A 26,631-nucleotide genomic window follows, 5' to 3' on the forward strand; every position below is an offset into this window, starting at 1 on the left:
TCTGACTTGCTGGAGTTGAAGAGGCCTGAGGTGGGGCGGGGTTGTGAACGCGCGAACCGGCAGCCGACAAACACACCCACCACCCCGAACCCCGAACCGGCACAACTATGACCGAAGGCCGTAAAAAGCCTTGAAACCCACAGACTAACCGCAACCCGGCCAGCAACCTAGCGAAACCACCACGCCGACAACCTCCGCCCAGGCCAAGTCATCACCAGGGCAAACGTTGCCTGATACGGCACTAGCGTGTCCCAGCACATCGGATCGCAGCCCGGCGGCGACAAGTAGCCGCCCGGCTTACGGCCCAGCGGCGAGAAGTGGCAGCCTGGCTCGCAGCCCGGCGGCGACAAGTAGCTGCCGCCCGGCTCACAACCCAGCAGTGACAAGCAGCCGGTCCATCTCGTCGACCGGCAGGTGCGGCGAGGCCGCGGCGGCGTGCACCACGTGCTCGCAGTCGTCGCAGAGCAGGGCGATCAGGTTCGGCGTCGGCAGGCTTCGGTGCCCGGCCACGGCGGCGCGTACCGAGGCCTCGGGGTCCTTGGCCAGTGCCACGGCCAGGTCGGCTGGCAGGTCCGGGTCGTCGCAGGCCATTGCCCGCAGGCGTGGCTCGGCGTCCACGGCGAACCGGCGCAGTGTCTCGGCGGGGTGGGTGAGGACCGGCTCGTACTCCCACCACATGCTCAGCCGGTCCCAGTGGTGCGCGCGCTCGATCCGCTCGGCGCGTTGCGGGTCGACCAGGTGCGGCGCGGTGTGGACCATGGTGATGCGGACCTGTTCGTCCGGGTCGTCCAGCAGTTTGCGGACGGCCTCGATCGGCAGTTCGGTGCTGCGGGCGGCCGCGGCGCGGAAGCAGGGGTAGGGGGAGTCGACGTGCCGCTCGGCCTCGGCGGTGACCCAGGCCGGTCGCAGTGTGCTGAGTGCGGAGTCGGCTTGCAGGTACTCGAAGACCAGGCTGTAGCCGTCGTCGGCGGCGATCAGGTCGTCCAGGGTCGGGGCGTTCTCGGTGATGTCGGCGTGGATCGCCGCGCGCACCGCCTCGGGGGTGTCCGGCCGGGCGAAGATCGCCAGTCGGACGACTGGACTGGGATCCCGAGTAAGGACGTTGAGCATGGGGTCCGGCAGGTCCGGGCGCGCGGCCAGGCCGGCCCGCACCTCGCTGTCCGGATCCCGGGCCAGGAGATCGATCAGGGCCTCGTCGAGGTCGAGGTGGCCGAAGTAGGCGCAGAAGGCCGCGGAGCGGACCCGCTCGTCCGGGTCGCCCAGCAGCACGTCGCGGACGTTGGCCGGGGCCTGGGCCCACCACCGTGCCAGCATGACGCGGATCTGCGGCTCCGGGTCGGCGGCCAGCCGGGCGCGCAGGTCGGCCGGGACGCCCTCGGTGCGGGCCAGGGTCTCGCGGACCTCGCGGGCCGGATCGTCGATCAGCGTCTCGAACAGTCGGCGGCCGGCGTCCTTCGGGGTCTCCGGGCAGATCCGGCCGTCGCCGCCGACGATCACCGCGGCCCGGATCCCCGGCTCCCGGTGCCGGGCCAGCACCGTGCGGAACCGGTGGCACAGCCACGGGTTCAGCGCGAGTGCGTGCACCTGCCAGCGGTCGTCGCGACCGATGATCTCGGCGACCATGGCATCGGTCAGGTCCGGCCGTTCGGCCACCGCTTGCAGCGCGCGCGGTCGGGCGAGCAGCCGGAACACCATGTCCGGCGGCAGCGCCGGATTCTCCGCGAGGCCTTTGACCGCCTCCAAAACCGTGACATCGCGCGGCCCATCCCCGGCCATGTCGTCCCCGTCCTTCCGCCCCGCGACCCCCGTCGCGGGTTTCCCTTCAGGAGCTGCTGCACTACGAGCAACCCCACCGCTCGTCGTACTTCGTAGTACCCGTACATACGTGCGAGTAACGTGGCGTCGGCCACGCTGGCCCGGCCCCGAGGCGTTCCGGTCAGGACAAGGTCGGCGTGTGGCAGCTTCGTCACTGATCGTAGAGTGTGCCCCTCGCGGTCCGGTCCCGATCGTCGCAATGTCCCCAACAAACCGGGAGTAATACCCGCGCCTATGGAATGGGGTTTACCCGACCCGGTGTTGTCCGCCAGAGTGGAAGCCGGGTAGGGAGTCGGCGTGACATGGGTGGGATGAGTTGAGCACGGAGAGTTTACAGACGGCTGCGCGGACGCAGAAATCGATCCTCAGACGGGGATTCGGGTTGCTCGGCGTGGCGATCCGGACCGAGCCGCGGGTGTTCGCCGCTGCGGTCGGCGGCAGCGCGGTGTACGGGATCATGACGGTCGGCGCGGCCTCGGCGGTCGGCTGGGCCACCGACCACGCGGTGCTGCCGGCGTTCCGGGCCGGGAAGGTGCCGGTCGGGGCGACCGTCACGGCCGGGCTGCTGATCCTGGGCGTGGCGCTGGCCAAGGTGATGGGCATCATCGGGCGGCGGCTGCTGGCCGGGGTGATGCAGTTCCGGCTGCAGTCGCGCTACCGGCGCGCCGTCTCCGAGCGCTACCTGCAACTCCCGCTGTCCTGGCACCGGCGCCACCCCACCGGCCAGCTGCTGTCCAACGCCGGTTCGGACGTGGACATGACCTGGCAGTTCATCGCGCCGCTGCCGATGTCGCTCGGGGTGCTGATCATGATGGTCGCGGCCCTGGTGTCGATGGTGCTCACCGATCCGGTGCTGGCCATCGTCGGCTTCCTGCTGTTCCCGGCGATCATCGTGCTCAACACCGTCTACCAGCGCTTCGCCGCGCCCCGGCTGGCCGCGGCGCAGGAGATGCGGGCCGGGGTCGCCGAGATCGCCCACGAGTCCTTCGACGGCGGCCTGGTCGTGAAGACCCTGGGCCGCGAGGACGTGGAGACCGCGCGCTTCGCCGTCGCCGCCGACCAGCTGCGGGACGCCAACATCGCCGCCGGCCGGGCCCGGGCCTTCTTCGATCCGGCGCTGGAGGCCGTCCCCAACTTCGGGGTGCTGGTCGCGCTGCTGGTCGGCACCTCCCGGGTGGCCTCCGGCGCGATCCAGGCCGGGCAGGTCGTGCAGGTCGCCTACCTGATCACGCTGCTGGCCTTCCCGCTGCGGGCGATCGGCTGGGTGCTGGGCGAGCTGCCGCGCTCGGTGGTCGGCTACGCCCGGGTCAAGGCCGTGCTCGACGCGCGCGGCGACATGTCTTACGGCACCGCCCAGGCGCCGGCCGCCGGCGCCGCCGACGTCCGGTTGGAGCACGTCAGCTTCGGCTACGCCGGCCAGGAGATCCTGCGCGACGTCGACCTGAGCCTGCGGCCCGGCTCGACCGTGGCGCTGGTCGGGCCGACCGGCGCCGGCAAGTCCACGCTCACCGGGCTGCTGGCCAGGCTCTCCGATCCGGACAGCGGCAGCGTCCGGCTGGACGGCACCGACGTCCGGGAGTTCGCCCGCGGCCAGATCCCGGCCCAGGTCTCGCTGGTCCCGCAGCAGACCTTCCTGTTCGCCGACAGCATCCGCGACAACATCCGGCTGGACCGCGACGCCGACGACGAGCAGGTCTGGGCCGCGCTGCGGCTGGCCCAGGCCGACCGGTTCGTCAAGCGGCTGCCCGAGGGCCTGGACTCGGTCATCGGCGAGCGCGGCGCGACCCTGTCCGGCGGCCAGCGGCAGCGGCTGGCGCTGGCCAGAGCCCTGATCCGGCAGCCCCGGCTGCTGATCCTGGACGACTGCACGGCCAGCGTGGACCCGCAGGTCGAGGCCGCGATCCTGGGCGGGCTCCGAGAAGCCGCCGGCGAGGGCACGCTGGCCAGCACGGTCCTGGTCGTCGCCTACCGCAAGGCCACGATCGCGCTGGCCGACGAGGTGGTCTACGTCGAGCGCGGCCGGATCATCGACCACGGCCCGCACCTGGAGCTGGTCGAGCGCTGCGAAGGCTACCGCGACCTGATCACCGCCTATGAACGCGACCACGACGAGCGCGACAGCGCCCTGCAGGAGGTCGGGACATGACCACCGCCACCGCCGACCTCGAATCCGACCTCGACGACGAGCAGACCTCCCCGGCCCCGGGCGGCTACCAGCTCCCCGAAGCCCTCGACGGCGGCTACGCGGTCCTGCGCCGCGGCGTCCGCCTGGCCCCGGCCTTCACCAAGGGCCTGGGCCTGACCATCACCTTCGCGCTGATCGCCACGGTCGGCCGGATCGTGATCCCGCTGACCGTGCAGCAGAGCCTGGACCACGGCATCCTCGCCAAGGGCGGCCCGGACTACGGCGTGGTGCGCAACATGGTCGCGTTCAGCGCCGTGGCCGTGCTGGCCACGGCCGTGTCGGCCTACCTGATGAACTTCCGGCTCTACACCTCCAGCGAGCGCGGGCTGGCACAGGTGCGCACCAAGGCGTTCCGGCACATCCACGACCTGTCGCTGCTGCACCAGCAGACCGAGCAGCGCGGCGCCCTGGTCAGCCGGGTCACCAGCGACATCGACACGGTCACGGTGTTCATCCAGGAAGGCGGCATGCAGCTGTTCGTGGCCGCCGCCCAGGTGACGGTCGTGACCATCGTGATGGCCGTGTTCTCCTGGCAGCTGACCATCCTGGTCTGGATCTGCTTCGTGCCGCTGTTCCTGGTCATGCGCAAGATCCAGAAGCGGACCGGGCGCGCGTACCGCAAGGTGCGCCGGCGCTACGGCAAGATGCTCGGCGAGGTGTCCGAGGCGCTGGTCGGCGCCGACGTGCTGCGCGCCTACGGCATCGAGGACCGCGTCGGCGGGCGGATCGGCGCGGCGGTGGAGAACACCCGCGACTCGCAGGTGCGGACCCAGCGGCTGATCGTCATCACGTTCTCGATGGGCGAACTGGTCGTCGGCCTGGTCAACTCGGCGATCGTGGTGGTCGGCGTGCTGCTCGGGGTCGGCGGCCACCTGTCCGCCGGCGACCTGGCGGCGATGCTGTTCCTGGTGAACCTGTTCATCTCGCCGGTGCAGTTCGCCACCGAGATGCTGAACGAGGCGCAGAACGCGATCGCCGGCTGGCGCCGCATCGTCGGGCTGCTGGAGCAGCCGCCGGACGTGGTGGACCCGGGCACCGCCGGGGTGGCCCCGCCCGACGGCCCGCTCGGCGTCGGCTTCGAAGAGGTCGTGTTCGCCTACCCCGGCGGCGCCCCGGTGCTGCACTCGCTGACCACGGAGATCACTGCGCGCACCAGGGTCGCGGTGGTCGGGGAGACCGGATCGGGCAAGACCACGTTCGCCAAGCTGCTGACCCGGCTGATGGATCCGAGTTCCGGCCGGATCCTGATCAACGGGGTGCCGTTGAAGGACATCGGCTTCGAGACACTGCGCTCCCGCATGGTGATGGTGCCGCAGGACGGCTTCCTGTTCGACATGACGGTCGGCGACAACGTCCGCTACGGCAAGCCCGGCGCGAGCGACGCCGAGGTCCGGCGCGCGTTCGCGGACCTGGGCCTGACCGACTGGCTGGACGGACTGCCCCAAGGCCTGGCCACCCGGGTCGGCCAGCGCGGCGAGTCGCTGTCGGCGGGGGAGCGGCAGCTGGTCGCGCTGGCCCGGGCCTACATCGCCGATCCGGACCTGCTGGTGCTGGACGAGGCCACCTCGGCGGTGGACCCGGCGACCGAGGTGCGGATCACGCGCGCGCTGGACGGGCTGACCCGTGGTCGGACCTCGATCGCGATCGCGCACCGGCTGTCGACCGCCGAGGCCGCCGACGAGGTGTTCGTGTTCGACGCCGGGGAGATCGTCGAGCGCGGGCCGCATCGGGAGCTGGTCGGGGCCGGCGGGGTGTATTCGGGTCTTTATGAGAGCTGGGCTCGGCAGCAGAGGTCTTGAGCGAGTCGGGCAGCAGGCGGCAGGGGTTCTGCTGCCCAGGCGGCTCCGCGGTCAAGCGGTGGTGCCGCTTGACCGCTCCGCCTCGTCCGGCGTCTCCCAGACGGTCGTGACCGAGCCGTGCTTGTTCCGCCCGACCAGGTGGATGCGCAGCGTCTCCGGCGTGCCGTCGTCGGGGCCGTTGGTGATCGCCACGCTGCCGTGCCGTACCGACAGCTCGTTGGCGTCGACCACCATCCCCGGCGCGAGCACGAGCACCACGCCGTTGCCCCGGCCCTGGATCTCGACGATCAGCTCCGGCCCGGTCAGCACTGCTCGGGTCAGGTCCAGAGTCACGGTGCACCACAAGGTGCGCAGCACCAGCCGGTGCGGCAGCGTCCAGCGGCCCTCGCGGCGCACCGGGCCGTGCTTCTCCCGGATCAGCACCGACTCCACGGCCGGCCCCGCCGGCGCCGGAACCGCGGGCAGCGGACGCGCGGCGGCGCCGATCGCGACCAGATCCGCGGTCAGCGGCGCCAGCGCCTCGAAGGTGCGCGCCGCCAGCGCCTGCTCGACCCGCTCGTCATACTCCGCCGCGTCCAGCCGGCCGTCGGTGACCGCGGACCGCAGCGTGTCGATGACCCGGTCGCGGTCCGCGTCGGACGCGCGCAGAACGGGTTGGCTGGACGGATCAGTCGACATTCGAGTTCTCCCGGCGCGGCGGCGATGACCCTCACGTTATATCGCAACGTGGCCCCTGGCGGATCCCCGTCTGGCCCGCGGGCGACAATGGGTGCATGACCGACGAAGTCCCCGCCCCCGCCGCCACGCCGGGCCCTGTGCTCGCCCCCGCGATCGCCGCCCGGCTCAAGCGCGACGAGCACGGCCTGTTCGCCGCGATCGCGCAGCAGCACGACACCGGCGAGGTGCTGATGCTGGCGTGGATGGACGACGAGGCGCTGCGGCGCACGCTGGCCACCGGGCGGGTCACCTACTGGTCCCGGTCCCGGCGCGAGTACTGGACCAAGGGGGCCACGTCGGGGAACGTGCAGGTGCTGAAGTCCGCGGCGCTGGACTGCGACGGGGACGCGGTGCTGCTGAAGGTGGACCAGTCCGGCGGGGCCTGCCACACCGGGGACCGCACCTGCTTCGACGCCGGCGCGCTGCCGCTCGGGGCGACGGCGGGGAAGGTTGTGGGGGAGGCGTCTGCGTCGCAGGGCACTCTGGGAGAATCACCGGCATGACGGCCTTCCCCCCAGGGGTGGACACCCCGGACCTGCCGACCTTCCGCGAGCTGGCCGAGAACCGCCGGGTGATCCCGGTGGTGCGGCGGGTCCTGGCCGACGGCGAGACGCCGGTCGGGCTGTACCGCAAGCTCGCCGGGGAACGGCCCGGCACCTTCCTGCTGGAGTCGGCCGAGCGCGGCATCTGGTCGCGCTACTCCTTCGTCGGCGTCAGCACCGGCGCCGCGCTGAGCGAGCAGGACGGCGCCGCGCACTGGATCGGCGAGCCGCCGGTCGGGCTGCCGACCGAGGGCGACCCGATGGACGTGCTGCGCCAGAGCCTGGAACTGCTGCACACCCCGCGGCTGCCGGGCCTGCCGCCGCTGACCGGCGGCCTGGTCGGCTACCTGGGCTACGACGCCGTGCGCCGCCTGGAACGGCTGCCGGAACTGGCCAAGGACGACCTGCGCATCCCGGAGCTGACCTTCCTGCTCAGCCTGGACCTGGCGGTCCTGGACCATGCCGACGGCTCGGTGTGGCTGATCGCCAACGTGGTCAACCACGACAACCTGCCCTCCGGCGTGGAGGCCGCTTATGCGCGCGCCGTGGAGCGGCTGGACGCGATGACCGCCGCGCTGAACGCGCCGGTGGTGAACGTGCCGCTGGTCTACGACCCGGCCGCGGCGCCGTCGTTCAGCGCCAACCGCACCTCCGAGGACTACCGCGAGACGGTGCTGCGCTGCATCGAGGAGATCAAGTCCGGCGAGGCCTTCCAGATCGTGGTGAGCCAGCGGTTCGAGGCCGAGGTGAAGGCCTCGGCGCTGGACGTCTACCGGGTGCTGCGCGCGACGAATCCGAGCCCGTACATGTACCTGCTGCGGGTCCCGGGCCCGGACGGCACCGGAGCCGACGGCTTCGACATCGTCGGCTCCTCGCCCGAGGCGCTGGTGAAGGTCACCGAGGGCCGCGCCATGCTGCACCCGATCGCCGGCACCCGCCCGCGCGGGGCGGACCCGGAGCAGGACGCGCAACTGGCCGCCGACCTGCTGGCCGACCCCAAGGAGCGGGCCGAGCACCTGATGCTGGTCGACCTCGGCCGCAACGACCTGGGCCGGATCGCCGCGCCGGGCTCGGTGGAGGTCGTGGACTTCATGGCGGTCGAGCGCTACAGCCACGTCATGCACATCGTCTCCACGGTGATCGGCGAGCTGGCGCCGGGCAAGACCGCCTTCGACGCGGTCAGCGCGACCTTCCCGGCCGGGACCCTGTCCGGCGCCCCGAAGCCGCGCGCGATGGAGATCATCGAGCACAACGAGCCGACCCGGCGCGGCCTGTACGGCGGCATCGTCGGCTACCTGGACTTCGCCGGCGACGCCGACACCGCGATCGCGATCCGCACGGTGCTGATCCGCGACGGTATGGCGTATGTGCAGGCCGGCGCGGGGATCGTGGCCGACTCCGACCCGGCCGCGGAGGACCAGGAGTGCCGGAACAAGGCGATGGCGGTGCTGAAGGCGGTCGCGGTCGCCGGGACGCTGCGCTCGGCCGTCGGGGAGGATGCACGGTGAGTGCGGGAGCTGAGAAGGACGCGGGGGCCGGCGGCCAGCAGGCGGCCGAGGGCGGCGGCGTAGCCGCGGCGGAAGCCGGGCACTCCGGCGGCGGCATGCCTGGTGGCGGCGAGATCGGCGGCGGCACGCCTGGTGCCGGTGAGCCCGGCGGCACGACCGCTGTCGGCAAGCCTGGTGTCGGTGCCCCCGGTGCCCCCGGTGCCCCCGGTGTCGCCGACCCGGCGGCCGACCCCGCCGCCGCGGCCCGCCGAGCCGGCCGCCGCGAACTGACCATCACGGTCCTGATCGCCCTGCTCGGCGGCGTGATCGCCTGGGCCTGCGCCGGCCGTACCTGGGCCACCGGCCTCGCCGGCTCGGCCCCGAACACCCTCAAGGTCACCGCCAGCGGCAACGACCTGTCGGCCGGGGTGACCGCCCTCGGCCTGACCGCGCTGGCCGGCGCGCTCGCGCTGTTCGCCACCCAGCGCCTGGCCCGCCGGCTGGTCGGCGTGCTGTTGATCGCCGCCGGGATCGGCACGGCCGTCTACGCGTTCGGCGAACGCGGCACGAGTCACGCCGCCCGCGTCCTGGCCCAGAAGGCCGCGGCGAAGGGCTACGCGACGGACTCCGTCCACGCGCACAGCTCCTCCTGGTGGCTGCTCGCCGTCATCGGCGGGGTGCTGGTGGTGCTGGCCGGGGCCTCGGCCGTGCTGCGCGGCGGCGGCTGGCCGGGGATGTCCTCGCGCTACGAGAACGCCGCCTCCAAGGCCGCCGCGCGCGCCGCCGACACCGGCAGCGCCAAGGACCTGTGGGACGCCCTGGACCGGGGCGAAGACCCCACCGAACCGGCCGAGGCGCCCGCCGTCGCGCTCAACACCACCCCGGGCGCGGAGCATTAGGCCGAATCGGTGACAATGGAGGGGTCTTGAGACCCTCCCGTCAGCGCAAGGAGCACCATGTCGTCATCCAGCGGCGAAGACCACGGCAGCACCCCCGCGGCCTGGACCGCCGTCTTCCTCTGCATCGTCGGCTTCCTGATCGGCGGCGCCGGGCTGGTCATCGGCACCCCGGCCCTGGCCATCGTCGGCGGTGCGATCGCCGTGGTGTCCCCGGTCGTCGGCAAGGTCATGTCCGCGATGGGCCTGGGCGCCGCCGCGAAGTAGCCGTGCCCGCCCGAACCGGCCGCGGACCTGGGATCGCCGGACCCGCGGCCGGGCCCGTTCGTCCCACCAGAAGATCACTGGACTTCGGCGGTCCCCGGGAGCCGCTAGAGTGAGACGTCGGACACGCCGCCCACCCAGTCGTATTCTCGGGGCGCCGCGGTCCATCTTGTGAGGCGATCGAGGGGAGCTGACGACGGTGAACGTACTTGCCGAGATCATCGAAGGCGTCCGCCTCGACCTTGCCGAGCGCCAGGAAGAAGTCACCCTCGACGATCTGAAGGCCAAGGTCGCCCGGCTGGACAGCGCCATCGACGGGGTCGAGGCCCTGCGCCGCGGCGGATCCGGCGGCGACGGCGTGAAGGTGATCGCCGAGGTGAAGCGCTCCTCGCCGTCCAAGGGCGCGCTCGCGGCCATCGCGGACCCCGCGGGCCTGGCCGCCGACTACGAGGCCGGCGGCGCGACCGTGATCTCCGTCCTCACCGAGCGGCGCCGCTTCGGGGGCTCGCTGGCCGACCTGGACGACGTCCGCCAGAAGGTGGACATCGCGGTCCTGCGCAAGGACTTCATCGTCACCAGCTACCAGCTCTGGGAGGCCCGCGCGCACCGCGCCGACCTGGCCCTGCTGATCGTCGCCGCCCTCGAACAGCCGGCCCTGGAGTCGCTGATCGAGCGGGCCGGCAGCATCGGGCTGACCCCGCTGGTCGAGGTGCACGACGAGGAGGAGGTGCGCCGCGCCCTGGACGCCGGCGCCCGCCTGATCGGCGTCAACGCCCGCGACCTGAAGACCCTGGAGGTCAAGCGCGACACCTTCGCGCGACTGGCCCCGCTGATCCCGGACGACGTCGTGCGCGTCGCCGAGTCCGGCGTCCGCGGCCCGCACGACCTCATCGCCTACGCCAACTCCGGCGCCGACGCGGTCCTGGTCGGCGAGTCGCTGGTGACCGGCAAGGACCCGCGTGCCGCGGTCGCCGACCTGGTCGCGGCCGGTGCGCATCCCGCACTGCGGAACGGTCGCGGCTGACGGCCGGGCCGGTGGAGTAGAGTCCAGACCGTGATGTCCAGCCAGCCGAGGGCCGCGGCCCGCCGCCGACCGTGGTGGCGGCATGCCCCGGCGGCGCGGCGATGGCAGGAAGCGTAAGAGCCACGCGCTCTTAGTCAGACTTCTGCCATAGCACGTCCCCATCACTCATCACCTGGACATCCCCATGTCTGAACAGACCGATCCGCGCGCTGAGATCATCTCCGCGTACGCGGCCACGGCCGCGATGCCCGACGACACCGGGCACTTCCCCACCGACGACACCCTGTTCGGCGGCCGCTTCATGCCCGAGGCGCTGATGGCCGTTTTGAAAGAGGTCACCGAGGCCTACGAGACCTCCAAGACCGACCCGGCGTTCCACCGGGAGTTCGCCGACCTGCTGCTGCACTACGCGAACCGCCCGAGCCTGCTGACCGAGGCGCGCAACCTGTCCCGGCGGGCCGGCGCGCGCATCCTGCTCAAGCGGGAGGACCTGAACCACACCGGTTCCCACAAGATCAACAATGTGCTGGGCCAGGCGCTGCTGGCCAAGCGCATGGGCAAGACCCGGGTCATCGCCGAGACCGGGGCCGGGCAGCACGGCGTGGCCACCGCGACCGCCGCGGCGCTGCTCGGGCTGGACTGCGTCGTGTACATGGGCGCCGAGGACACCAAACGGCAGGCGCTGAACGTGGCCCGGATGCGGATGCTCGGCGCCGAGGTGGTGCCGGTCGCGATCGGGTCGCAGACCCTCAAGGACGCGATCAACGAGGCGCTGCGCGACTGGGTGGCCAGTGCCGACACCACGTACTACCTGCTCGGGACCGCGGCCGGTCCGCATCCGTTCCCGGCGATGGTCCGCGACTTCGCGCGGGTCATCGGCGTGGAGGCGCGGCGGCAGACGCTGGAGGCCACCGGAGCGCTGCCGGACGCCGTGTGCGCGTGCATCGGCGGCGGCTCCAACGCGATCGGCGTCTTCCACGCCTTCCTGCCGGATGAGTCGGTGCGGCTCTACGGCTTCGAAGCCGGCGGGTCGGGCCTGGCGACCGGGCTGCACGCGTCGTCCATCACCGGCGGTTCGGTCGGCGTCCTGCACGGCACCCGCACCTTCCTGCTCCAGGACGAGTACGGCCAGACCAAGGAGAGCCACAGCATCTCGGCCGGGCTGGACTACCCGGCGGTGGGTCCCGAGCATGCGTATCTGCACGCCACCGGCCGTGCGATCTACGAACCCGTGGACGACCGCGAGGCGATGGACGCCTTCCGCGTCCTGTGCCAGACCGAGGGCATCATCCCGGCCATCGAGTCGGCGCACGCCATCGCCGGCGCCCTGCGCATCGCGCCGCGGCTGGCCGAGGAACTCGGACGCGAACCGGTGATCGTCGTGAACCTGTCGGGCCGCGGCGACAAGGACATGCACACCGCGGCTGGCTACTTCGGCTTCGAGGGGGGAGACCTGTGAACCGGCTCCAGGACGTGCTCAAGAACGCGCGGGCCGAGAACCGCGCGGTCCTCATCGGCTACCTGCCGGCGGGCTACCCGAGCGTGGAGGGCTCCATCGACGCCATGCGCGCCATGGTCGAGGGCGGCTGCGACATCATCGAGGTCGGCCTGCCGTACTCCGACCCGGCGATGGACGGCCCGGTCATCCAGGCCGCCGCCGACCAGGCGCTGGCGCACGGTGTCAGCACCCCGGACGTCATCCGCGCGGCCGGAGCGGTCGCCGACACCGGCGCGGCCGCGCTGATCATGTCCTACTGGAATCCGATCGAGCACTACGGAGTCGACCGCTTCGCCGCCGAACTGGCGGCCGTCGGCGGCAGCGGCGTCATCACCCCGGACCTGATCCCCGAGGAAGCCGGTCCGTGGATCGCCGCGACCGATGCCCACGACCTCGGCCGGGTCTTCCTGGTCGCGCCGAGTTCCAGCGCCGAGCGGATCGCGCTGACCGCCGAAGCCTGTACCGGCTTCGTCTACGCCGGTGCGGTGATGGGCGTCACCGGCGCCCGGGAGCAGGTCGGCCACGCGGCGCAGGAGCTGGTAGCGCGCACGAAGGAGGCGACCGGGCAGGCGGTCTGCGTCGGCCTCGGGGTCTCCACCGGCGAGCAGGCGGCGGAGATCGCGGGCTACGCGGACGGCGTGATCGTCGGCTCGGCCTTCGTGCGCCGGCTGCTGGACAACCGCGATCCGCGCAAGGGCGTGGACGCGGTGCGCGAACTGGCCGCGGAACTCGCCGACGGCGTGCGGCGGGGGAGTAAGGCGCGGTAGCAGTCGCACACAGTAGCTGAGAAACCGCTAGGAAGTTCCCTCGCGGGAGTGAGTGGCACTCCCGCGAGGGTGTTCCCTACCTGTAATTTATGAAGCCCGCCCAGACTTGAGGCGCGAACGCGCCGCGATCGCCCGAGGACAGAAGGTTATGACTTCGATGGCTTCCAAGGCCTCCGCCACGGACAAGGCCGCGCCCACCTCCGGCGGCATCCGCGGTTTCGTGGGCGACAACCAGCAGTGGATCAGCCTGGTCATGCGCGTGCTGTTGGCGGCGATGTGGTTCAACTACAGCCTCGGCAAGCTGACTTCGCCGGAGACCAACGCGCAGAGCGTGCGGGCCTTCCGGATTCTGCCGGAATCGCTGGTCTCCCCGTTCGGGTACGCGCAGCCCTACCTTGAGCTGGCACTGGGCCTGCTGCTGATCCTGGGCCTGGGCACCCGGCTGGTGGCGGTCTTCTCCGCGCTGCTGCTGCTGGTCTACATCGGCGGCATCATCTCGCTGGGCGCCCGGGGCATCGCGATCAGCTGCGGCTGTGGCGGCTCCGGCGGCCTGGTGCCCAAGGGGCACACCCGCTACACCCTGGACGTGCTGCGCGACCTGCTCTACATCCTTCCGGCGGCGTGGCTGATCTGGAAGCCGGCGTCCAAGTTCTCGCTGGAGCGGGCGCTGCTGGGCGACCCGATCTGAGCTTCGCCGGGCGGCTGGTCCGAGCGTGGCGGTGACCCGTTCTGGCCTGTCCGATTGTTCCGTTATGAGAACCCCCGCACCATGGGGTCATGACGAGCACTGGCGGCGGCGGCCCGCGCCGTAGCGGACGGGAACGGGCCGCCGAGGCGCGGCGGCAGCAGGCCGCGGCCGATCGGCGCCGCAAACAGCTGGTGATCGGCGGCGTGGCGGTGGCGGTGATCGCGCTGGCCGTGCTGATCGGCGTACTGGTGCAGCACAACACGTCGAACAACAACAAGAAGGCGCGCAACGCCTACGGCGCCGGTCAGCCCTTCGCGGCCCCCGCCGGCGTGGTGCCGGGCCCCGGATCTCCCACCGACCCCGGGGCCATCGTCTACGGCAAGAGCGAGGCCAAGGTCACCGTCGAGGTGGACGAGGACGTCCGCTGCCCGTTCTGCAAAGAGGCCGAATCCTTCTTCGGCGCCACCAACAAGGAGTATGCCGACGCCGGCAAGATCCAGGTCCACTACCGGCTGGTCGACCTGATCGACCGCAACGGCGGCGGCCAGGGCTCGCTGGTCGGCGGCTCGACACTGGCCTGCGCCGCGGACGTCGGGCAGGCCGAGTTCATCGCCTTCCACGACCTGATCTTCAAGAACCAGCCGGACGAGACGACGGACTCCTACAGTTCCGTGGACACCATGCTCAACCTGGCCAGCCAGGTCCCCAACCTGCGCAGCGCGACGTTCGACCAGTGCGCCCGCAGCGGCAAGTACGCGCAGTGGATCAAGGACAACTACACCTGGCTGGGCAAGAAGCTCGGCGGCAGCGTCGGGACACCGGACATCTACATCGACGGCACCTCGTTCCCGTTGCAGGATCCCAACGCGGTCCCGGGCACCCAGCAGACCGCCAACTACAAGGCCGCGCTGGACGCCGCCGTCGCCAAGCAGGGCTGACGATCGCACTACGAGGCCGCGGCCTGGCACCACCAGGTCGCGGCCTGGCGAACAAGACCCCGGCCTAAAAGTTCCTGAAGGATTTGCCGCAACCCCGACCACCTCCGGTGCGTTTTCAGGCAGTCACCGCATAAGATGCGGTGCGCGCGCCCTGAGACGGAACGGCGGCGTGCCAATACCAGACGGCATCGGACAGGACTGTTAACGACGATGAGCCAGGCGAACCGGGTAGGAAAGCAGAACGCTCGCGAGCGGGTGATGGCGGAGAAGATCGCCCGCCAACGGGCTGAGCGGCGCCGCAAGCAGTGGACCATCGGCGGGGTCGTGGTCGTGGTCATCGCCGTGGCCGGCGGCGTCGGCATCGCGGTCAACGCCGCCAAGCACGACAGCGGCACCTATCTGGCGCCGGTCGGCGCGGTCGTCGACCCGCAGGCCAAGTCCAGCAAGGACCTGGGCATCCACGTCGGCTCGGCCGACGCGCCGGTGAAGATGACCGTGTTCGAGGACTTCCGCTGCCCGGTCTGCCAGGAGATCGAGGGCGCCGTCGAGCCGACGTACAAGCAGTACGTCGAGGCCGGCAAGCTGCAGATCACCTACCACCCGGTCCGGCTGATCGACAGCAACAACGGCGGCAAGGGCTCGCTCAACGGCGGCAACGCCGCGGCCTGCGCGCAGGACCAGGGCGAGTTCGTCCCGATGCACGACCTGCTCTACGCGAACCAGCCGAACGAGGAGACCGACGGCTACGGCGACAACTCCAAGATCCTTTCGATCGCGGACCAGGTCCCGGCGCTGAAGGTCAGCACGGCGTTCCAGACCTGCGTCACCAAGGGCCAGCACGACACCTGGGTGCAGGACAACGCCGACCAGTTCAACAAGCTGCAGCTGCCCGGCACGCCGACCATGTTCATCGACGGCCAGCAGCTGACCTTCGGCCAGCAGAACCAGGCCGCGGTGCTGCAGTACTTCCAGGGCCAGCTGGACGCGGCGTTCAAGAAGGACGGCAGCAAGGCCGGCACCCCGACCACGCTGCCGACCGCACCGGCCTCGGCGCCGTCCTCGGGCGCGTCCTCCTCCGGTGCGCCTTCCGCCTCGGGTTCGTCCTCGGGTGCGTCGTCCTCCTCGGGTGCGCCGTCGTCCTCCGGCTCGTCCTCGGGCACGCCGTCCTCGACCGGCTCCTCCTCCGGTTCCACCCCGACTTCGTCGAAGTCCTGACCGCACCCGGCCTGAGCCGCGGCTGACCGAGAGGCGGCCGCGGCCCACCCGAACCCCAGAGGACGCCCGCCCCCGATGAGCCTCAACCCCGCCCACCAGGTCGCCACGTACCTGGCGGACATCCCGAGCCCGACCAAGGCCCAGTACCACCTGGGACCGATCCCGATCCGGATGTACGCCATGTGCATCCTGGCCGGGATCCTCGTCGCCGTCTGGCTCGGCGACAAGCGCTGGCGTGCCCGCGGCGGCAAGCCGCAGGAGGTCGTCGACATCGCCATCTGGGCGGTGCCGTTCGGCCTGGTGGGCGGGCGGCTCTACCACGTCATCACGACCTCGGCCCCGTACTTCGGCAAGGGCGGGGACCCGGTCAAGGCGTTCTACGTGTGGCAGGGCGGCCTGGGGATCTGGGGTGCCATCGCCCTGGGCGCGCTCGGTGCCTACATCGGCTGCCGCCGCCGCGGCGCCTCGCTGCTCTCCTTCGCCGACGCGGTGGCGCCCGGCGTGGTGCTGGCCCAGGCGATGGGCCGCTGGGGCAACTACTTCAACAACGAGCTCTACGGCGGCCACACCAGCCTGCCGTGGGGCTTGAAGGTCCACGTCATGGACACCACGACGCAGACCGCGGTGGTCGGCCCGGACGGCAAGGCCGAACTGGTGGCCGGCGGGCCGTTCCACCCGACGTTCCTGTACGAGTCGATCTGGTGCGTGGGCGTCGCGATCCTGCTGCTGTGGGCCGACCGCCGGTTCAAGCTCGGCAACGGCCGGGTGTTCGCGCTTTATGTCGCGGCCTACACCGTGGGCCGGTTCTGGATCGAGTCGCTACGCATCGACGACGCGCACCACTTCCTCGGTATGCGGCTCAACGACTGGACCTCGATCATCGTCTTCCTCGGCGCGGTCGTCGGGTTCTTCTGGCTGGCGAAGAACCGGCCGGGACGCGAGGACTCGCCCTACTTGGCGCTCGCGGCCGAGACCGCGGATTCCGCCGAGACCGCCGAGACCGCCGAGGATGGCCAGACCACCGAGGTCGGCGAGAGCGCCGAAACCCCTGAAAACCCAGGTGAGGAAGCCCTTACTGAGGATGCCCTTGTTGGCGCGCAGGCCGGAGAACCTGAAAAACTGGTGAAGGACTCCGAGCCGACCGCCGAGGAGACGTCCGAGGAATCAGTAGTCATCCCGGCACAGGACGAGGCACCGGAAGCGGTGCCGACCCCGACTGGCAAGGCGAACGAGTCCTAGAACCCGTTACCGCCAGCCAGGATCGAGTCGATGAATCACCCTGACGCGCCTGTTCTTGTTTCCGATCCGATCACCGATATCGCTGAATCCGCCGAATCCGCCGACGTCGCATCAGGCGTCGGCGATCCCGCCGCCCCGGCTCTGCCCGGCGCGCGCGACGGGCTGCACGACGATGTGGCCGGCCCCGGCGGCCCAGCCGGCCCCGGCGGTTCCGGAGGTTCCGGCGAGGGCTCCGGCTCCGGCCCGGCCGACCGCTCGCACCCGGCCTACCAGGGCCCCTCGATCCCGAAGAACCACCACCGGGACGTCACCGGCGGCTGGCTGCGGCCGGCCGTGTTCGGCGTCACCGACGGCCTGGTCTCCAACTTCTCGCTGATCGCCGGCATGGCCGGCGGCGATGCCGGACACAAGACCATCGTGCTCACCGGCCTGGCCGGTCTGGTCGCCGGCGCCTGTTCGATGGCGGCCGGGGAGTTCATCTCGGTGGCCAGCCAGACCGAGGTCACCCAGGCCGAGATCGAGCTGGAGCGGCTGGAGCTGGCCCGGCGCCCGGCCGCGGAGATGAAGGAGCTCGCGGAGTTCCTCACCGAGCGCGGGCTGGACGCCGACCTGGCCCTGGAGGCGGCCCGGCAGATCCACCGCGACCCGGACCAGGCGCTGATCGTGCACGTGCAGGAAGAACTCGGCGTGGACCCGACCGACCTGCCCAGCCCGGTGGTGGCCGCGGTGTCCAGCTTCGGGTCGTTCGCGATCGGCGCGGTGCTGCCGCTGCTGCCGTACCTGCTGGGCCTGAACCAGCTGTGGGTGGCGATGCTGCTGGCCTTCGGCGGGCTGTTCGCCTGCGGGGCGATAGTCTCGCGCGTGTCCTCCCGCACCTGGTGGTTCTCCGGCCTGCGCCAACTGCTGTTCGGCATGGCCGCCGCTGTGGTGACCTTCGGACTCGGCGCGCTGATCGGCGGACACCTAGGCTGAGCCGCGATGGTGTACAAATCACATCATCCGGGCTAATCGGTGTTCGCCGGCCGCCTTCCCGTGGGAGATGACTCGCGAGATCGGGTGTCGAGGCAACCACACATGTCCCACCCGCGTCGAAGACGTAGAGCATACGGGCAAGCACGGGGCCGCTGACGGGGATCGGCGCGGTTCTGCGATCATGGCGAGGAGAGGTGCGGCTGTTGTCCGCGAAGAGCGAGGAGCTGGAAGACCTGCGCGACGGGGAACCGGCGCAGGGCCATACCGCCGCGGTTCACGGGAGCGGAGCGGGTGGTCCGTCCGCCGAGGCTGATGCGTTGGCCGAGACGGTCTCGCTGCCGGCGGCCGATCCGGCCCTGGCCGAGACGGTGTCGCTGAACGTGGCCGACGAGCGGGACCACATGCGGGTCCGACCATCGGCCGACCTCCACTCCGCCCCTGCCGCGGTGCCGCAGGACGTCGCGGAGGAGACGGCACGGGCCGTCGCCGAGGCGTCCGCGGACGGCGCCGAGGGAACCGCCGGAGCGGGATTCGAGCCCGGTGCGCAGGACGGCTCCGAGGGTGAGGCGGCCGAGGCCCCGTTCCCCTCGCGCCGCCGGCGGCACACTCCGTTGTACGGCCGCGGTGTCCGGGTCCTGCCGTGGAAGCACAAGGCGCGCCTGAACCCCGCGCAGCGCCGCCGCCGCAAGATCGTGGTGCGCTCGCTGTGGGGCTGCGTGCTGGTCTTCGTCGGCACCGTCGGCTGGTCCATCGGCGGCGCGCTGACCTCGCCGGGCACCGACACCGTGCAGGCCCGGCTGGCCGAGTGGGGCCGCGACCACGGCATGGGCGGCGCGGTGGCGCAGCTGGAGCAGTGGCAGTACGACCTGAACCCGCCGGCCAAGGGCGGTTCGGTGGACGCCAAGCAGTTCACCGACCTCGGGCCCACGGCCGGTGCGCCGAGCGGGGCCAAGCCGTCCAAGGGCGGCGCCGTCCCGGGCAAGCCGGGCGCGCCGAGCAGCCAGGCCGCGGACGTGATCGCGATGCAGCCGCGGATGCCGGCCCCGCCCGGACTGACGCTGGAGCCCGGCGAGGGCGTGTTCCAGGTCGCGGTGCAGACCCCCAACGGCCAGCCGGTGGTCCAGGTCGCGCGCATCCGCCCGGACGCGGTCTACACCGGCACCGCCGCCGACGTGGCCGTGATCGACCAGAAGCACAGCAGCTACGTGCTGCACCCGGGCCACGAGGGCGGCCTGAACTCGATCATCAAGGACGTCCCGAACCAGATCGACGCCAACGCCCGCCCGAACCTGATCGCGCTGTTCAACGGCGGCTTCAAGATCAGCGAGAGCCAGGGCGGCTACTACGACCACGGCGTCACCGCGGCCGCCCTGGTCAACGGCGCGGCCAGCGAGGTCATCTTCAAGGACGGCCACATGGCGGTCGGCATGTGGGGACGCGACTACAGCTTCCAGAAGAACAGCGACATCGTCAGCGTCCGCCAGAACCTCAAGCTCATGGTCGACAACGGCCAGGTCGTCCCCTACATCGACGACAGCTCCGTCTGGGGCCGCGCCGACCACGGCTCGGCCGCCGTCTGGCGCTCCGGCGTCGGCGTCAAGGCCGACGGCGACATCGTCTGGGTCGGCGGCAACACCCTGACCGCCCCCTCCCTGGCCCGCCTGCTGAAGGACGCTGGCGCGGTCCGCGCGATGCAGCTGGACATCAACCTGCGATGGGCGGACTTCCAGTACTTCCCGGCCCACGACGGGAACCCGGACAACTCCAAGCTCTACGAGGACTTCCTCCAGGGGCCGAACAAGTTCTTTGAGAACTCGACGAAGGACTTCATGGCCGTCTACCTGCGCTGAGGTTTCGCGGTATCGCGGTAGAGCAAGCAGCGCGGCGCACTGAAGCGCCGCGCTGCTTGCTGCATCAAGGGCCAATGCCGTCCCGCCGTGTCAGTGGACACGACGGAAGGACGAGCCCGATGAACCTCCTCAACCAGATCTTCACGCTGACCACCTCGGCCGCGGTCGCCATCAACGCGACCCTGACCGCGGTCGGCAAGGTCGGCAAGATCGCCGAAGCCCGGCGCCAAAAGAACTCATCCACTGTCGGTGAGTTGGATTCGCCCGCGGGGGAATAGGGGAGAAGAGGCGTAGCCGCCGTCCGGCGGGCCGTCGGCGCGCCATCGAAATCCCGTGCCGACCCGGCGTCGCACCCGGCCCAGCTCAAGATCCACATCAAATTAGCCGGTCTCACTATCCGGAACACATCTCAAGACCACCGGTCCCGAACTGTGAGATACTCCACTCCCCACCGGCACCACCATGTTGTAACCTCTGCTTACACCTGATCGGATTGCGCAAGGGCCAAAGACGTCCCGCCGTGCCAGACTGACACGACGGAAGGACAGCCCCTCATGGCATTCCCAGCCATACCGACCGGTCGCCCCGGCTCCTCCCGCCCCGAAGGCCGTGCCGTGGCCGAGGCCACCACGCCTGTACCGCCCGCACCGCCCGCAACCAGTGCCGCCCCGCTGTTCTCGGCGCTGCCGGCGGCGCAGGGCCTGTACGACCCGCGCGCGGAGAAGGACTCCTGCGGCGTCGCCTTCGTCGCGACGCTCACCGGGGTCCCCAGCCATTCCATCGTCGACCAGGCGCTGCAAGCCCTGGTCAACATGGAGCACCGGGGCGCGTCCGGCGCCGAGCCCTCGACCGGCGACGGCGCCGGGATCCTGGTGCAGGTCCCGGACGCCTTCCTGCGCGCGGTCCTGGCCCAGGACCAGCACACACGTTTCGACCTCCCGCCGGCCGGGCACTACGCCGTCGGAGTGGCCTTCCTGCCCACCGACGACGACGTCGCGCGGGCGGCCGAGGCCCGGATCGAGGCGATCGCGGCCGAGGAACACCTGGCCGTGCTCGGCTGGCGCGACCTTCCCACGAACCCCGAAGGGCTGGGCAAGGGCGCGCTCTCTGTCATGCCCCGGTTCCGCCAGCTCTTCGTCACCGGCACCGGTGGCGAGTCCGATATCGAACTGGACCGGCTGGCCTTCGCCCTGCGCAAGCGCGCCGAGCACGACACCGAGGTCTACTTCCCGTCCCTGAGCTCGCGCACCCTGGTCTACAAGGGCATGCTCACGACCGCCCAGCTGGAGACCTTCTTCCCGGACCTGCTGGACGAGCGCTTCACCAGCGCCATCGGCCTGGTCCACTCGCGCTTCAGCACCAACACCTTCCCGGCCTGGCCGCTGGCCCACCCCTACCGCTTCGTCGCGCACAACGGCGAGATCAACACCGTGGTCGGGAACCGCAACTGGATGCGGGCCCGGGAGTCGGGCATGGCCACGGACCTGATCGGCGGCGACCTGGACCGGCTGTTCCCGATCTGCAGCCCGAACGCCTCCGACTCCGCCTCCTTCGACGAGGTCCTTGAGCTGCTGCACCTGGCCGGCCGCAGCCTGCCGCACGCCGTGCTGATGATGATCCCCGAGGCGTGGGAGAACCACGGCGAGATGGACGCCGCCCGCCGCGCCTTCTACCAGTTCCACTCCTCCTTCATGGAGCCCTGGGACGGCCCGGCCGACATGGTCTTCTCCGACGGCACCCTGATCGGCGCCGTCCTGGACCGCAACGGCCTGCGTCCCTCGCGCTACTGGGTCACCGACGCCGGCCTGGTGGTGCTGGCCAGCGAGTTCGGCGTGCTGGACATCGACCCGGCCACCGTGGTCCGCAAGGGCCGGCTTCAGCCCGGCCGCATGTTCCTGGTGGACACCGCGGCCGGCCGGATCGTCGAGGACGAGGAGATCAAGGCCGGGCTGGCCGCCGCCGAGCCGTACGCCGAATGGCTGCACGCCGGCCGGATCAAGCTCGACAAGCTCCCCGAGCGCGAGCACATCGTGCACACCCGGGCCTCGGTCACCCGCCGCCAGCAGACCTTCGGCTACACCGAGGAGGAACTGCGGGTCCTGCTGGCCCCGATGGCCCGCACCGGCGGGGAGCCGCTGGGCTCCATGGGCTCGGACTCCCCGGTCGCCGTGCTCTCCGAGAAGCCGCGGCTGATCTTCGACTACTTCAGCCAGCTGTTCGCCCAGGTCACCAACCCGCCGCTGGACGCCATCCGGGAGGAGCTGGTCACCAGCCTGGCCAGCACCATCGGCCCGGAGACCAACCTGCTGGAGCCCAGCGCCGCGGCCTGCCGCCAGGTCGAGGTGGCCTTCCCGGTCATCGACAACGACGAGCTGGCCAAGCTGATCCACATCAACGCCGACGGCGACCTGCCCGGCCTGCGCGCGGTCACCGTCTCGGGCCTGTACCGGGTCGCCGACGGCGGACCGGCGCTGCGGGCCCGGCTGGAGGAGATCCGCGAAGAGGTCTCCAAGGCCATCGCCGCCGGCGCGCGGATCATCGTGCTCTCCGACCGGCACTCCGACGCCGAGCACGCCCCGATCCCCTCGCTGCTGCTCACCTCCGCGGTGCACCACCACCTGATCCGCGAGAAGACCCGCACCCACGTCGGCCTGGTGGTCGAGGCCGGCGACGTCCGCGAGGTGCACCACGTCGCGCTGCTGATCGGCTACGGCGCCGCCGTCGTCAACCCCTACCTGGCGATGGAGTCGGTCGAGGAGATGGCCAGCTCCGGCCACCTCGGCCTGATCGAGCCCGAACAGGCCATCAGGAACCTGATCAAGGCGCTCGGCAAGGGCGTGCTGAAGGTGATGTCGAAGATGGGCATCTCCACCGTCGCCTCCTACCGCGGCGCGCAGATCTTCGAGGCCGTCGGGCTCTCCCAGGACGTCATCGACGAGTACTTCGTCGGCACCACCAGCAAGCTCGACGGAGTCGGCCTGGACACCCTGTCCGAGGAGACGGCCCGCCGGCACGCCCGCGCCTACCCCAGGGAGTCCGGCACCCGCCGCCTGGCCCACCGCCGGCTGGAGATCGGCGGGGAGTACCAGTGGCGCCGCGAGGGCGAGCCGCACCTGTTCGACCCGGACACCGTCTTCCGGCTCCAGCACTCCACCCGCGAGAAGCGCTACGACATCTTCAAGCAGTACACCTCGCGGGTCGACGAGCAGTCCGAGCGGCTGATGACGCTGCGCGGCCTGTTCAAGATCAAGGACGGCGAGCGGGCCCCGATCCCGATCGAGGAGGTCGAGCCGGTCTCCGAGATCGTCAAGCGCTTCTCCACCGGCGCCATGTCCTACGGCTCCATCTCCTACGAGGCGCACCAGACGCTGGCCATCGCCATGAACTCGCTGGGCGCCAAGTCCAACACCGGCGAGGGCGGCGAGGACGTCGAGCGGCTGCGCGACCCCGAGCGCCGCAGCGCGATCAAGCAGGTCGCCTCCGGCCGCTTCGGCGTCACCGCGGAGTACCTGGCCGAGGCCCTGGACATCCAGATCAAGATGGCCCAGGGCGCCAAGCCCGGCGAGGGCGGCCAGCTGCCCGGGCACAAGGTCTACCCGTGGGTGGCCAAGACCCGGCACTCCACGCCCGGCGTCGGCCTGATCTCCCCGCCCCCGCACCACGACATCTACTCGATCGAGGACCTGGCCCAGCTGATCCACGATCTGAAGAACGCCAACCGCGACGCCCGCGTGCACGTCAAGCTGGTCGCCGAGGTCGGCGTCGGCACGGTCGCGGCCGGGGTGTCCAAGGCGCACGCCGACGTGGTCCTGATCTCCGGCCACGACGGCGGCACCGGCGCCAGCCCGCTCACCTCGCTCAAGCACGCCGGAGCCCCCTGGGAGCTGGGCCTGGCCGAGACCCAGCAGACGCTGCTGCTCAACGGCCTGCGCGACCGGATCGTGGTGCAGACCGACGGCCAGCTCAAGACCGGCCGCGACGTGCTGATCGCGGCCCTGCTGGGCGCCGAGGAGTACGGCTTCGCCACCGCGCCGCTGGTCGTCTCCGGCTGCGTCATGATGCGGGTGTGCCACCTGGACACCTGCCCGGTCGGCGTCGCGACCCAGAACCCCGAGCTGCGCGCGCGGTTCAGCGGCCGGCCCGAGTTCGTGGTCACCTTCTTCGAGTACCTGGCCGAGGAGGTGCGCGAGCACCTGGCCGGGCTCGGCTTCCGCTCCCTGCAGGAGGCGATCGGGCACGCCGAGCTGCTGGACACCGCCGCGGCGGTGGCGCACTGGAAGGCCTCCGGGCTCGATCTCGCCCCGCTGCTGCACGTCCCGGACCTGCCCGAGGGCACCGCGCTGCACCGCACCCGCGAGCAGGACCACGGCCTGGACAAGGCCCTGGACCACCAGCTGATCGCGGTCGCGCAGCCGGCGATCCGGGACGGCGAACCGGTCCGCGCGCAGTTCGAGATCCGCAACGTCAACCGCACCGTGGGCACCATGCTCTCGCACGAGGTGGTGAAGGTGCACCGCGGCGAAGGCCTGGCCGAGGGCACCATCGACCTGACCTTCGTCGGTTCGGCCGGCAACTCCTTCGGCGCCTTCCTGGCCCCCGGCATCACCCTGCGCTTGGAGGGCGACGCCAACGACTACGTCGGCAAGGGCCTGTCCGGCGGGCGCATTGTGGTCCGCCCGCACCGGGACGCCGAGAAGATCAACGCCGCGGCCGAGCGCAACGTCATCGCCGGCAACGTCATCGCCTACGGCGCCACCAGCGGCCGCGTGCACCTGCGCGGCACGGTCGGCGAGCGCTTCTGCGTCCGCAACTCCGGCGCCACCGCGGTCGTCGAGGGCGTCGGCGACCACGCCTGCGAGTACATGACCGGCGGCACCGTGGTCATCCTCGGGGCAACCGGCCGCAACCTGGCCGCCGGCATGAGCGGCGGCACCGCCTACGTCCTGGACCTGAAGGTCTCCCGCGTCAACTCCGAGATGGTCAACGTCGAAGCCCTCGACGCCGAAGACCGGGCCCTGCTCCACACCCTGGTCCAGGACCACTTCGAGGAGACCGGCTCCACCGTCGCCGAGGAGCTGCTGGCCGACTGGGCCGGCGGCGCCGTGGGCCGCTTCGCCAAGATCATGCCGGTCGACTACAAGCGGGTGCTCACCGCCCGCGCCGCGGCCCAGGCCGCCGGCCTTTCCGAAGAGCAGACCCTCGACAAGATCATGGAGGCCACCCGTGGCTGACCCCCGTGGTTTCCTGACCACCCCGCAGCAGCACCCCGAGCGCCGCCCGGTCACCGAGCGCGTCCAGGACTGGAAAGAGGTCTACAAGCCCGGCGGGCTCCTGCCGATCATCAGCAAGCAAGCCGGCCGGTGTATGGACTGCGGCATCCCCTTCTGCCACAACGGCTGCCCGCTCGGGAACATCATCCCGGAGTGGAACGACCTGGTGTGGAAGGGCGACTGGGAGGGTGCCTCCGAGCGGCTGCACGCGACCAACAACTTCCCGGAGTTCACCGGGCGGCTGTGTCCGGCGCCGTGTGAGACCGCCTGTGTGCTGGGCATCAACCAGCCGCCGGTGACCATCAAGAACGTCGAGGTCGCGATCATCGACCGGGCCTGGGAGGACGGGACCGTCAAGCCCCTGCCGCCCGAGCGGCTCTCCGGGCGCACCGTGGCCGTGATCGGCTCCGGTCCCTCGGGCCTGGCCGCCGCGCAGCAGCTCACGCGGGCCGGGCACACGGTCGCCGTCTACGAGCGGGCCGACCGGATCGGCGGCCTGCTGCGCTACGGCATCCCCGAGTTCAAGATGGAGAAGCGGCACCTGAACCGGCGGATCGAGCAGATGCGCGCCGAGGGCACGAAGTTCCGTCCCGGTATGCACATCGGCGTCGACCTGACCGGCGACGCGCTGCTGGCCCGCTATGACGCCATCGTGCTCGCGGTCGGCTCGACCAAGGCCCGCGATCTGGAGGTGCCGGGGCGCGATCTGGCCGGGGTGCACCAGGCGATGGACTACCTGCCCTACGCGAACAAGACCTGCGAGGGTGACTACCTGACCGCGCCGATCGACGCGTTCGGCAAGCACGTGGTGGTCATCGGCGGCGGCGACACCGGCGCGGACTGCCTGGGCACGGCCACCCGGCAGGGCGCCGCCTCGGTCACCCAGCTGGAGATCATGCCGCGGCCTACGGATGAGCGGCCCGGGCACCAGCCGTGGCCGACCTACCCGATGATCTTCCGGGTCTCCTCGGCGCACGAGGAGAACGGCGAGCGCGTCTACGCGGTGTCCACCACCGAGTTCGTCGGCGACGACAACGGCCGGGTCCAGGCCCTGAAGCTGACCGAGGTGCGGTTCGAGGGCGGCCGTCCGGTCCCGGTCGAGGGCACCGAGCGCGAGATCCCGGCCGATCTGGTCCTGCTGGCCATGGGCTTCGTCGGCCCCGAGCGCGGCAACGGCCTGATCGACCAGCTGGGCCTGGCCCTGGACGAGCGCGGCAACATCGCGCGGGACGCCGAGTACGCGACCAACGTGCCCGGTGTCTTCGTGGCCGGGGACGCCGGACGCGGGCAATCGCTGATCGTCTGGGCGATCGCCGAGGGCCGCTCGGCGGCCAGTTCGGTGGACGCCTACCTGAGCGGTGCCAGCACGCTGCCCAAGCCGATCCCGCCGACCGCGCGGCAGGTCACGGTCTGAGCGGGGGCCGACCTGAGAGCGTGGCCGCCCGCACCGCGGTCCTGTGCGGGT

The 26,631-nt window shown here is 71.3% G+C and carries 20 protein-coding genes; 18 read left to right on the top strand and 2 right to left on the bottom strand.

The window, feature by feature from the left end:
• Nucleotides 1–366: 366 nt before the first annotated feature.
• Complete coding sequence (locus KGQ19_RS20055) at nt 367–1,776, bottom strand: amino acid adenylation domain-containing protein (RefSeq protein WP_212010729.1); 1,410 nt, start codon at nt 1,774–1,776, stop codon at nt 367–369.
• Nucleotides 1,777–2,206: 430 nt separating this feature from the next.
• Between KGQ19_RS20055 and KGQ19_RS20060 the strand changes: the two genes are divergently transcribed.
• Both KGQ19_RS20060 and KGQ19_RS20065 read left to right on the top strand, forming a co-directional pair.
• The gene (locus KGQ19_RS20060) at nt 2,207–3,961 is read left to right on the top strand and encodes an ABC transporter ATP-binding protein (RefSeq protein WP_307856459.1); all 1,755 of its coding nucleotides are present in this window, start codon (nt 2,207–2,209) and stop codon (nt 3,959–3,961) included.
• On the top strand, nt 3,958–5,799 hold the full coding sequence (locus KGQ19_RS20065) for an ABC transporter ATP-binding protein (protein ID WP_230418992.1): 1,842 nt from the start codon (nt 3,958–3,960) through the stop codon (nt 5,797–5,799). The genes KGQ19_RS20060 and KGQ19_RS20065 overlap by 4 nt, the downstream gene beginning before the upstream one ends.
• Nucleotides 5,800–5,850: 51 nt before the next feature.
• Here the strand turns inward: KGQ19_RS20065 and KGQ19_RS20070 are convergent, their stop codons facing one another.
• Nucleotides 5,851–6,477 (bottom strand): DUF1707 SHOCT-like domain-containing protein, encoded by a 627-nt coding sequence (locus KGQ19_RS20070; RefSeq protein ID WP_212010730.1) that lies wholly within the window; start codon nt 6,475–6,477, stop codon nt 5,851–5,853.
• 95 nt (nt 6,478–6,572) lie between these two features.
• Between KGQ19_RS20070 and hisI the strand changes: the two genes are divergently transcribed.
• From hisI to KGQ19_RS20150, 16 genes are all read left to right on the top strand, one after another.
• Entirely contained in the window at nt 6,573–7,019 is a 447-nt protein-coding gene (hisI, locus tag KGQ19_RS20075) for a phosphoribosyl-AMP cyclohydrolase (protein ID WP_212010731.1), read from the top strand.
• Nucleotides 7,016–8,566, top strand: coding sequence for an anthranilate synthase component I (locus KGQ19_RS20080; RefSeq protein ID WP_212010732.1), 1,551 nt, complete (start codon nt 7,016–7,018; stop codon nt 8,564–8,566). The genes hisI and KGQ19_RS20080 overlap by 4 nt, the downstream gene beginning before the upstream one ends.
• On the top strand, nt 8,563–9,444 hold the full coding sequence (locus KGQ19_RS20085) for a Trp biosynthesis-associated membrane protein (RefSeq protein WP_212010733.1): 882 nt from the start codon (nt 8,563–8,565) through the stop codon (nt 9,442–9,444). The genes KGQ19_RS20080 and KGQ19_RS20085 overlap by 4 nt, the downstream gene beginning before the upstream one ends.
• Nucleotides 9,445–9,501: 57 nt before the next feature.
• Nucleotides 9,502–9,708, top strand: a complete 207-nt coding sequence (locus KGQ19_RS20090) for an HGxxPAAW family protein (RefSeq protein ID WP_212010734.1) — start codon at nt 9,502–9,504, stop codon at nt 9,706–9,708.
• A gap of 196 nt (nt 9,709–9,904) precedes the next feature.
• Nucleotides 9,905–10,729, top strand: coding sequence for an indole-3-glycerol phosphate synthase TrpC (trpC, locus tag KGQ19_RS20095; protein ID WP_212010735.1), 825 nt, complete (start codon nt 9,905–9,907; stop codon nt 10,727–10,729).
• A gap of 172 nt (nt 10,730–10,901) precedes the next feature.
• Nucleotides 10,902–12,188 (top strand): tryptophan synthase subunit beta, encoded by a 1,287-nt coding sequence (gene trpB, locus KGQ19_RS20100; RefSeq protein ID WP_413563122.1) that lies wholly within the window; start codon nt 10,902–10,904, stop codon nt 12,186–12,188.
• Complete coding sequence (gene trpA, locus KGQ19_RS20105) at nt 12,185–12,994, top strand: tryptophan synthase subunit alpha (RefSeq protein ID WP_212010736.1); 810 nt, start codon at nt 12,185–12,187, stop codon at nt 12,992–12,994. The genes trpB and trpA overlap by 4 nt, the downstream gene beginning before the upstream one ends.
• Nucleotides 12,995–13,151: 157 nt before the next feature.
• On the top strand, nt 13,152–13,682 hold the full coding sequence (locus KGQ19_RS20110) for a MauE/DoxX family redox-associated membrane protein (RefSeq protein WP_230418993.1): 531 nt from the start codon (nt 13,152–13,154) through the stop codon (nt 13,680–13,682).
• 89 nt (nt 13,683–13,771) lie between these two features.
• Nucleotides 13,772–14,620 (top strand): DsbA family protein, encoded by an 849-nt coding sequence (locus KGQ19_RS20115; RefSeq protein ID WP_212010738.1) that lies wholly within the window; start codon nt 13,772–13,774, stop codon nt 14,618–14,620.
• 210 nt (nt 14,621–14,830) lie between these two features.
• Nucleotides 14,831–15,835 carry a DsbA family protein gene (locus KGQ19_RS20120; RefSeq protein ID WP_212010739.1) on the top strand — a complete coding sequence of 335 codons (1,005 nt, stop codon included), beginning with the start codon at nt 14,831–14,833 and terminating at the stop codon, nt 15,833–15,835.
• Between the two features lie 75 nt (nt 15,836–15,910).
• On the top strand, nt 15,911–17,074 hold the full coding sequence (gene lgt, locus KGQ19_RS20125) for a prolipoprotein diacylglyceryl transferase (protein ID WP_212010740.1): 1,164 nt from the start codon (nt 15,911–15,913) through the stop codon (nt 17,072–17,074).
• Nucleotides 17,075–17,356: 282 nt separating this feature from the next.
• Nucleotides 17,357–18,046 carry a VIT1/CCC1 transporter family protein gene (locus tag KGQ19_RS20130; RefSeq protein ID WP_368862127.1) on the top strand — a complete coding sequence of 230 codons (690 nt, stop codon included), beginning with the start codon at nt 17,357–17,359 and terminating at the stop codon, nt 18,044–18,046.
• Between the two features lie 203 nt (nt 18,047–18,249).
• Entirely contained in the window at nt 18,250–19,896 is a 1,647-nt protein-coding gene (locus KGQ19_RS20135) for a phosphodiester glycosidase family protein (RefSeq protein WP_212010741.1), read from the top strand.
• Between the two features lie 119 nt (nt 19,897–20,015).
• Nucleotides 20,016–20,174: a hypothetical protein gene (locus KGQ19_RS20140; RefSeq protein WP_212010742.1), complete on the top strand. Its 159-nt coding sequence runs from the start codon at nt 20,016–20,018 to the stop codon at nt 20,172–20,174.
• A 276-nt stretch (nt 20,175–20,450) separates the two neighbouring features.
• The gene (gltB, locus tag KGQ19_RS20145) at nt 20,451–25,127 is read left to right on the top strand and encodes a glutamate synthase large subunit (protein ID WP_212010743.1); all 4,677 of its coding nucleotides are present in this window, start codon (nt 20,451–20,453) and stop codon (nt 25,125–25,127) included.
• The gene (locus KGQ19_RS20150; RefSeq protein WP_212010744.1) at nt 25,120–26,580 is read left to right on the top strand and encodes a glutamate synthase subunit beta; all 1,461 of its coding nucleotides are present in this window, start codon (nt 25,120–25,122) and stop codon (nt 26,578–26,580) included. The genes gltB and KGQ19_RS20150 overlap by 8 nt, the downstream gene beginning before the upstream one ends.
• Nucleotides 26,581–26,631: the final 51 nt, after the last annotated feature.

The sequence above is a fragment of the Catenulispora pinistramenti genome (genome assembly GCF_018274385.1).
GTDB classification, from domain to species: Bacteria; Actinomycetota; Actinomycetes; order Streptomycetales; family Catenulisporaceae; genus Catenulispora; species Catenulispora pinistramenti.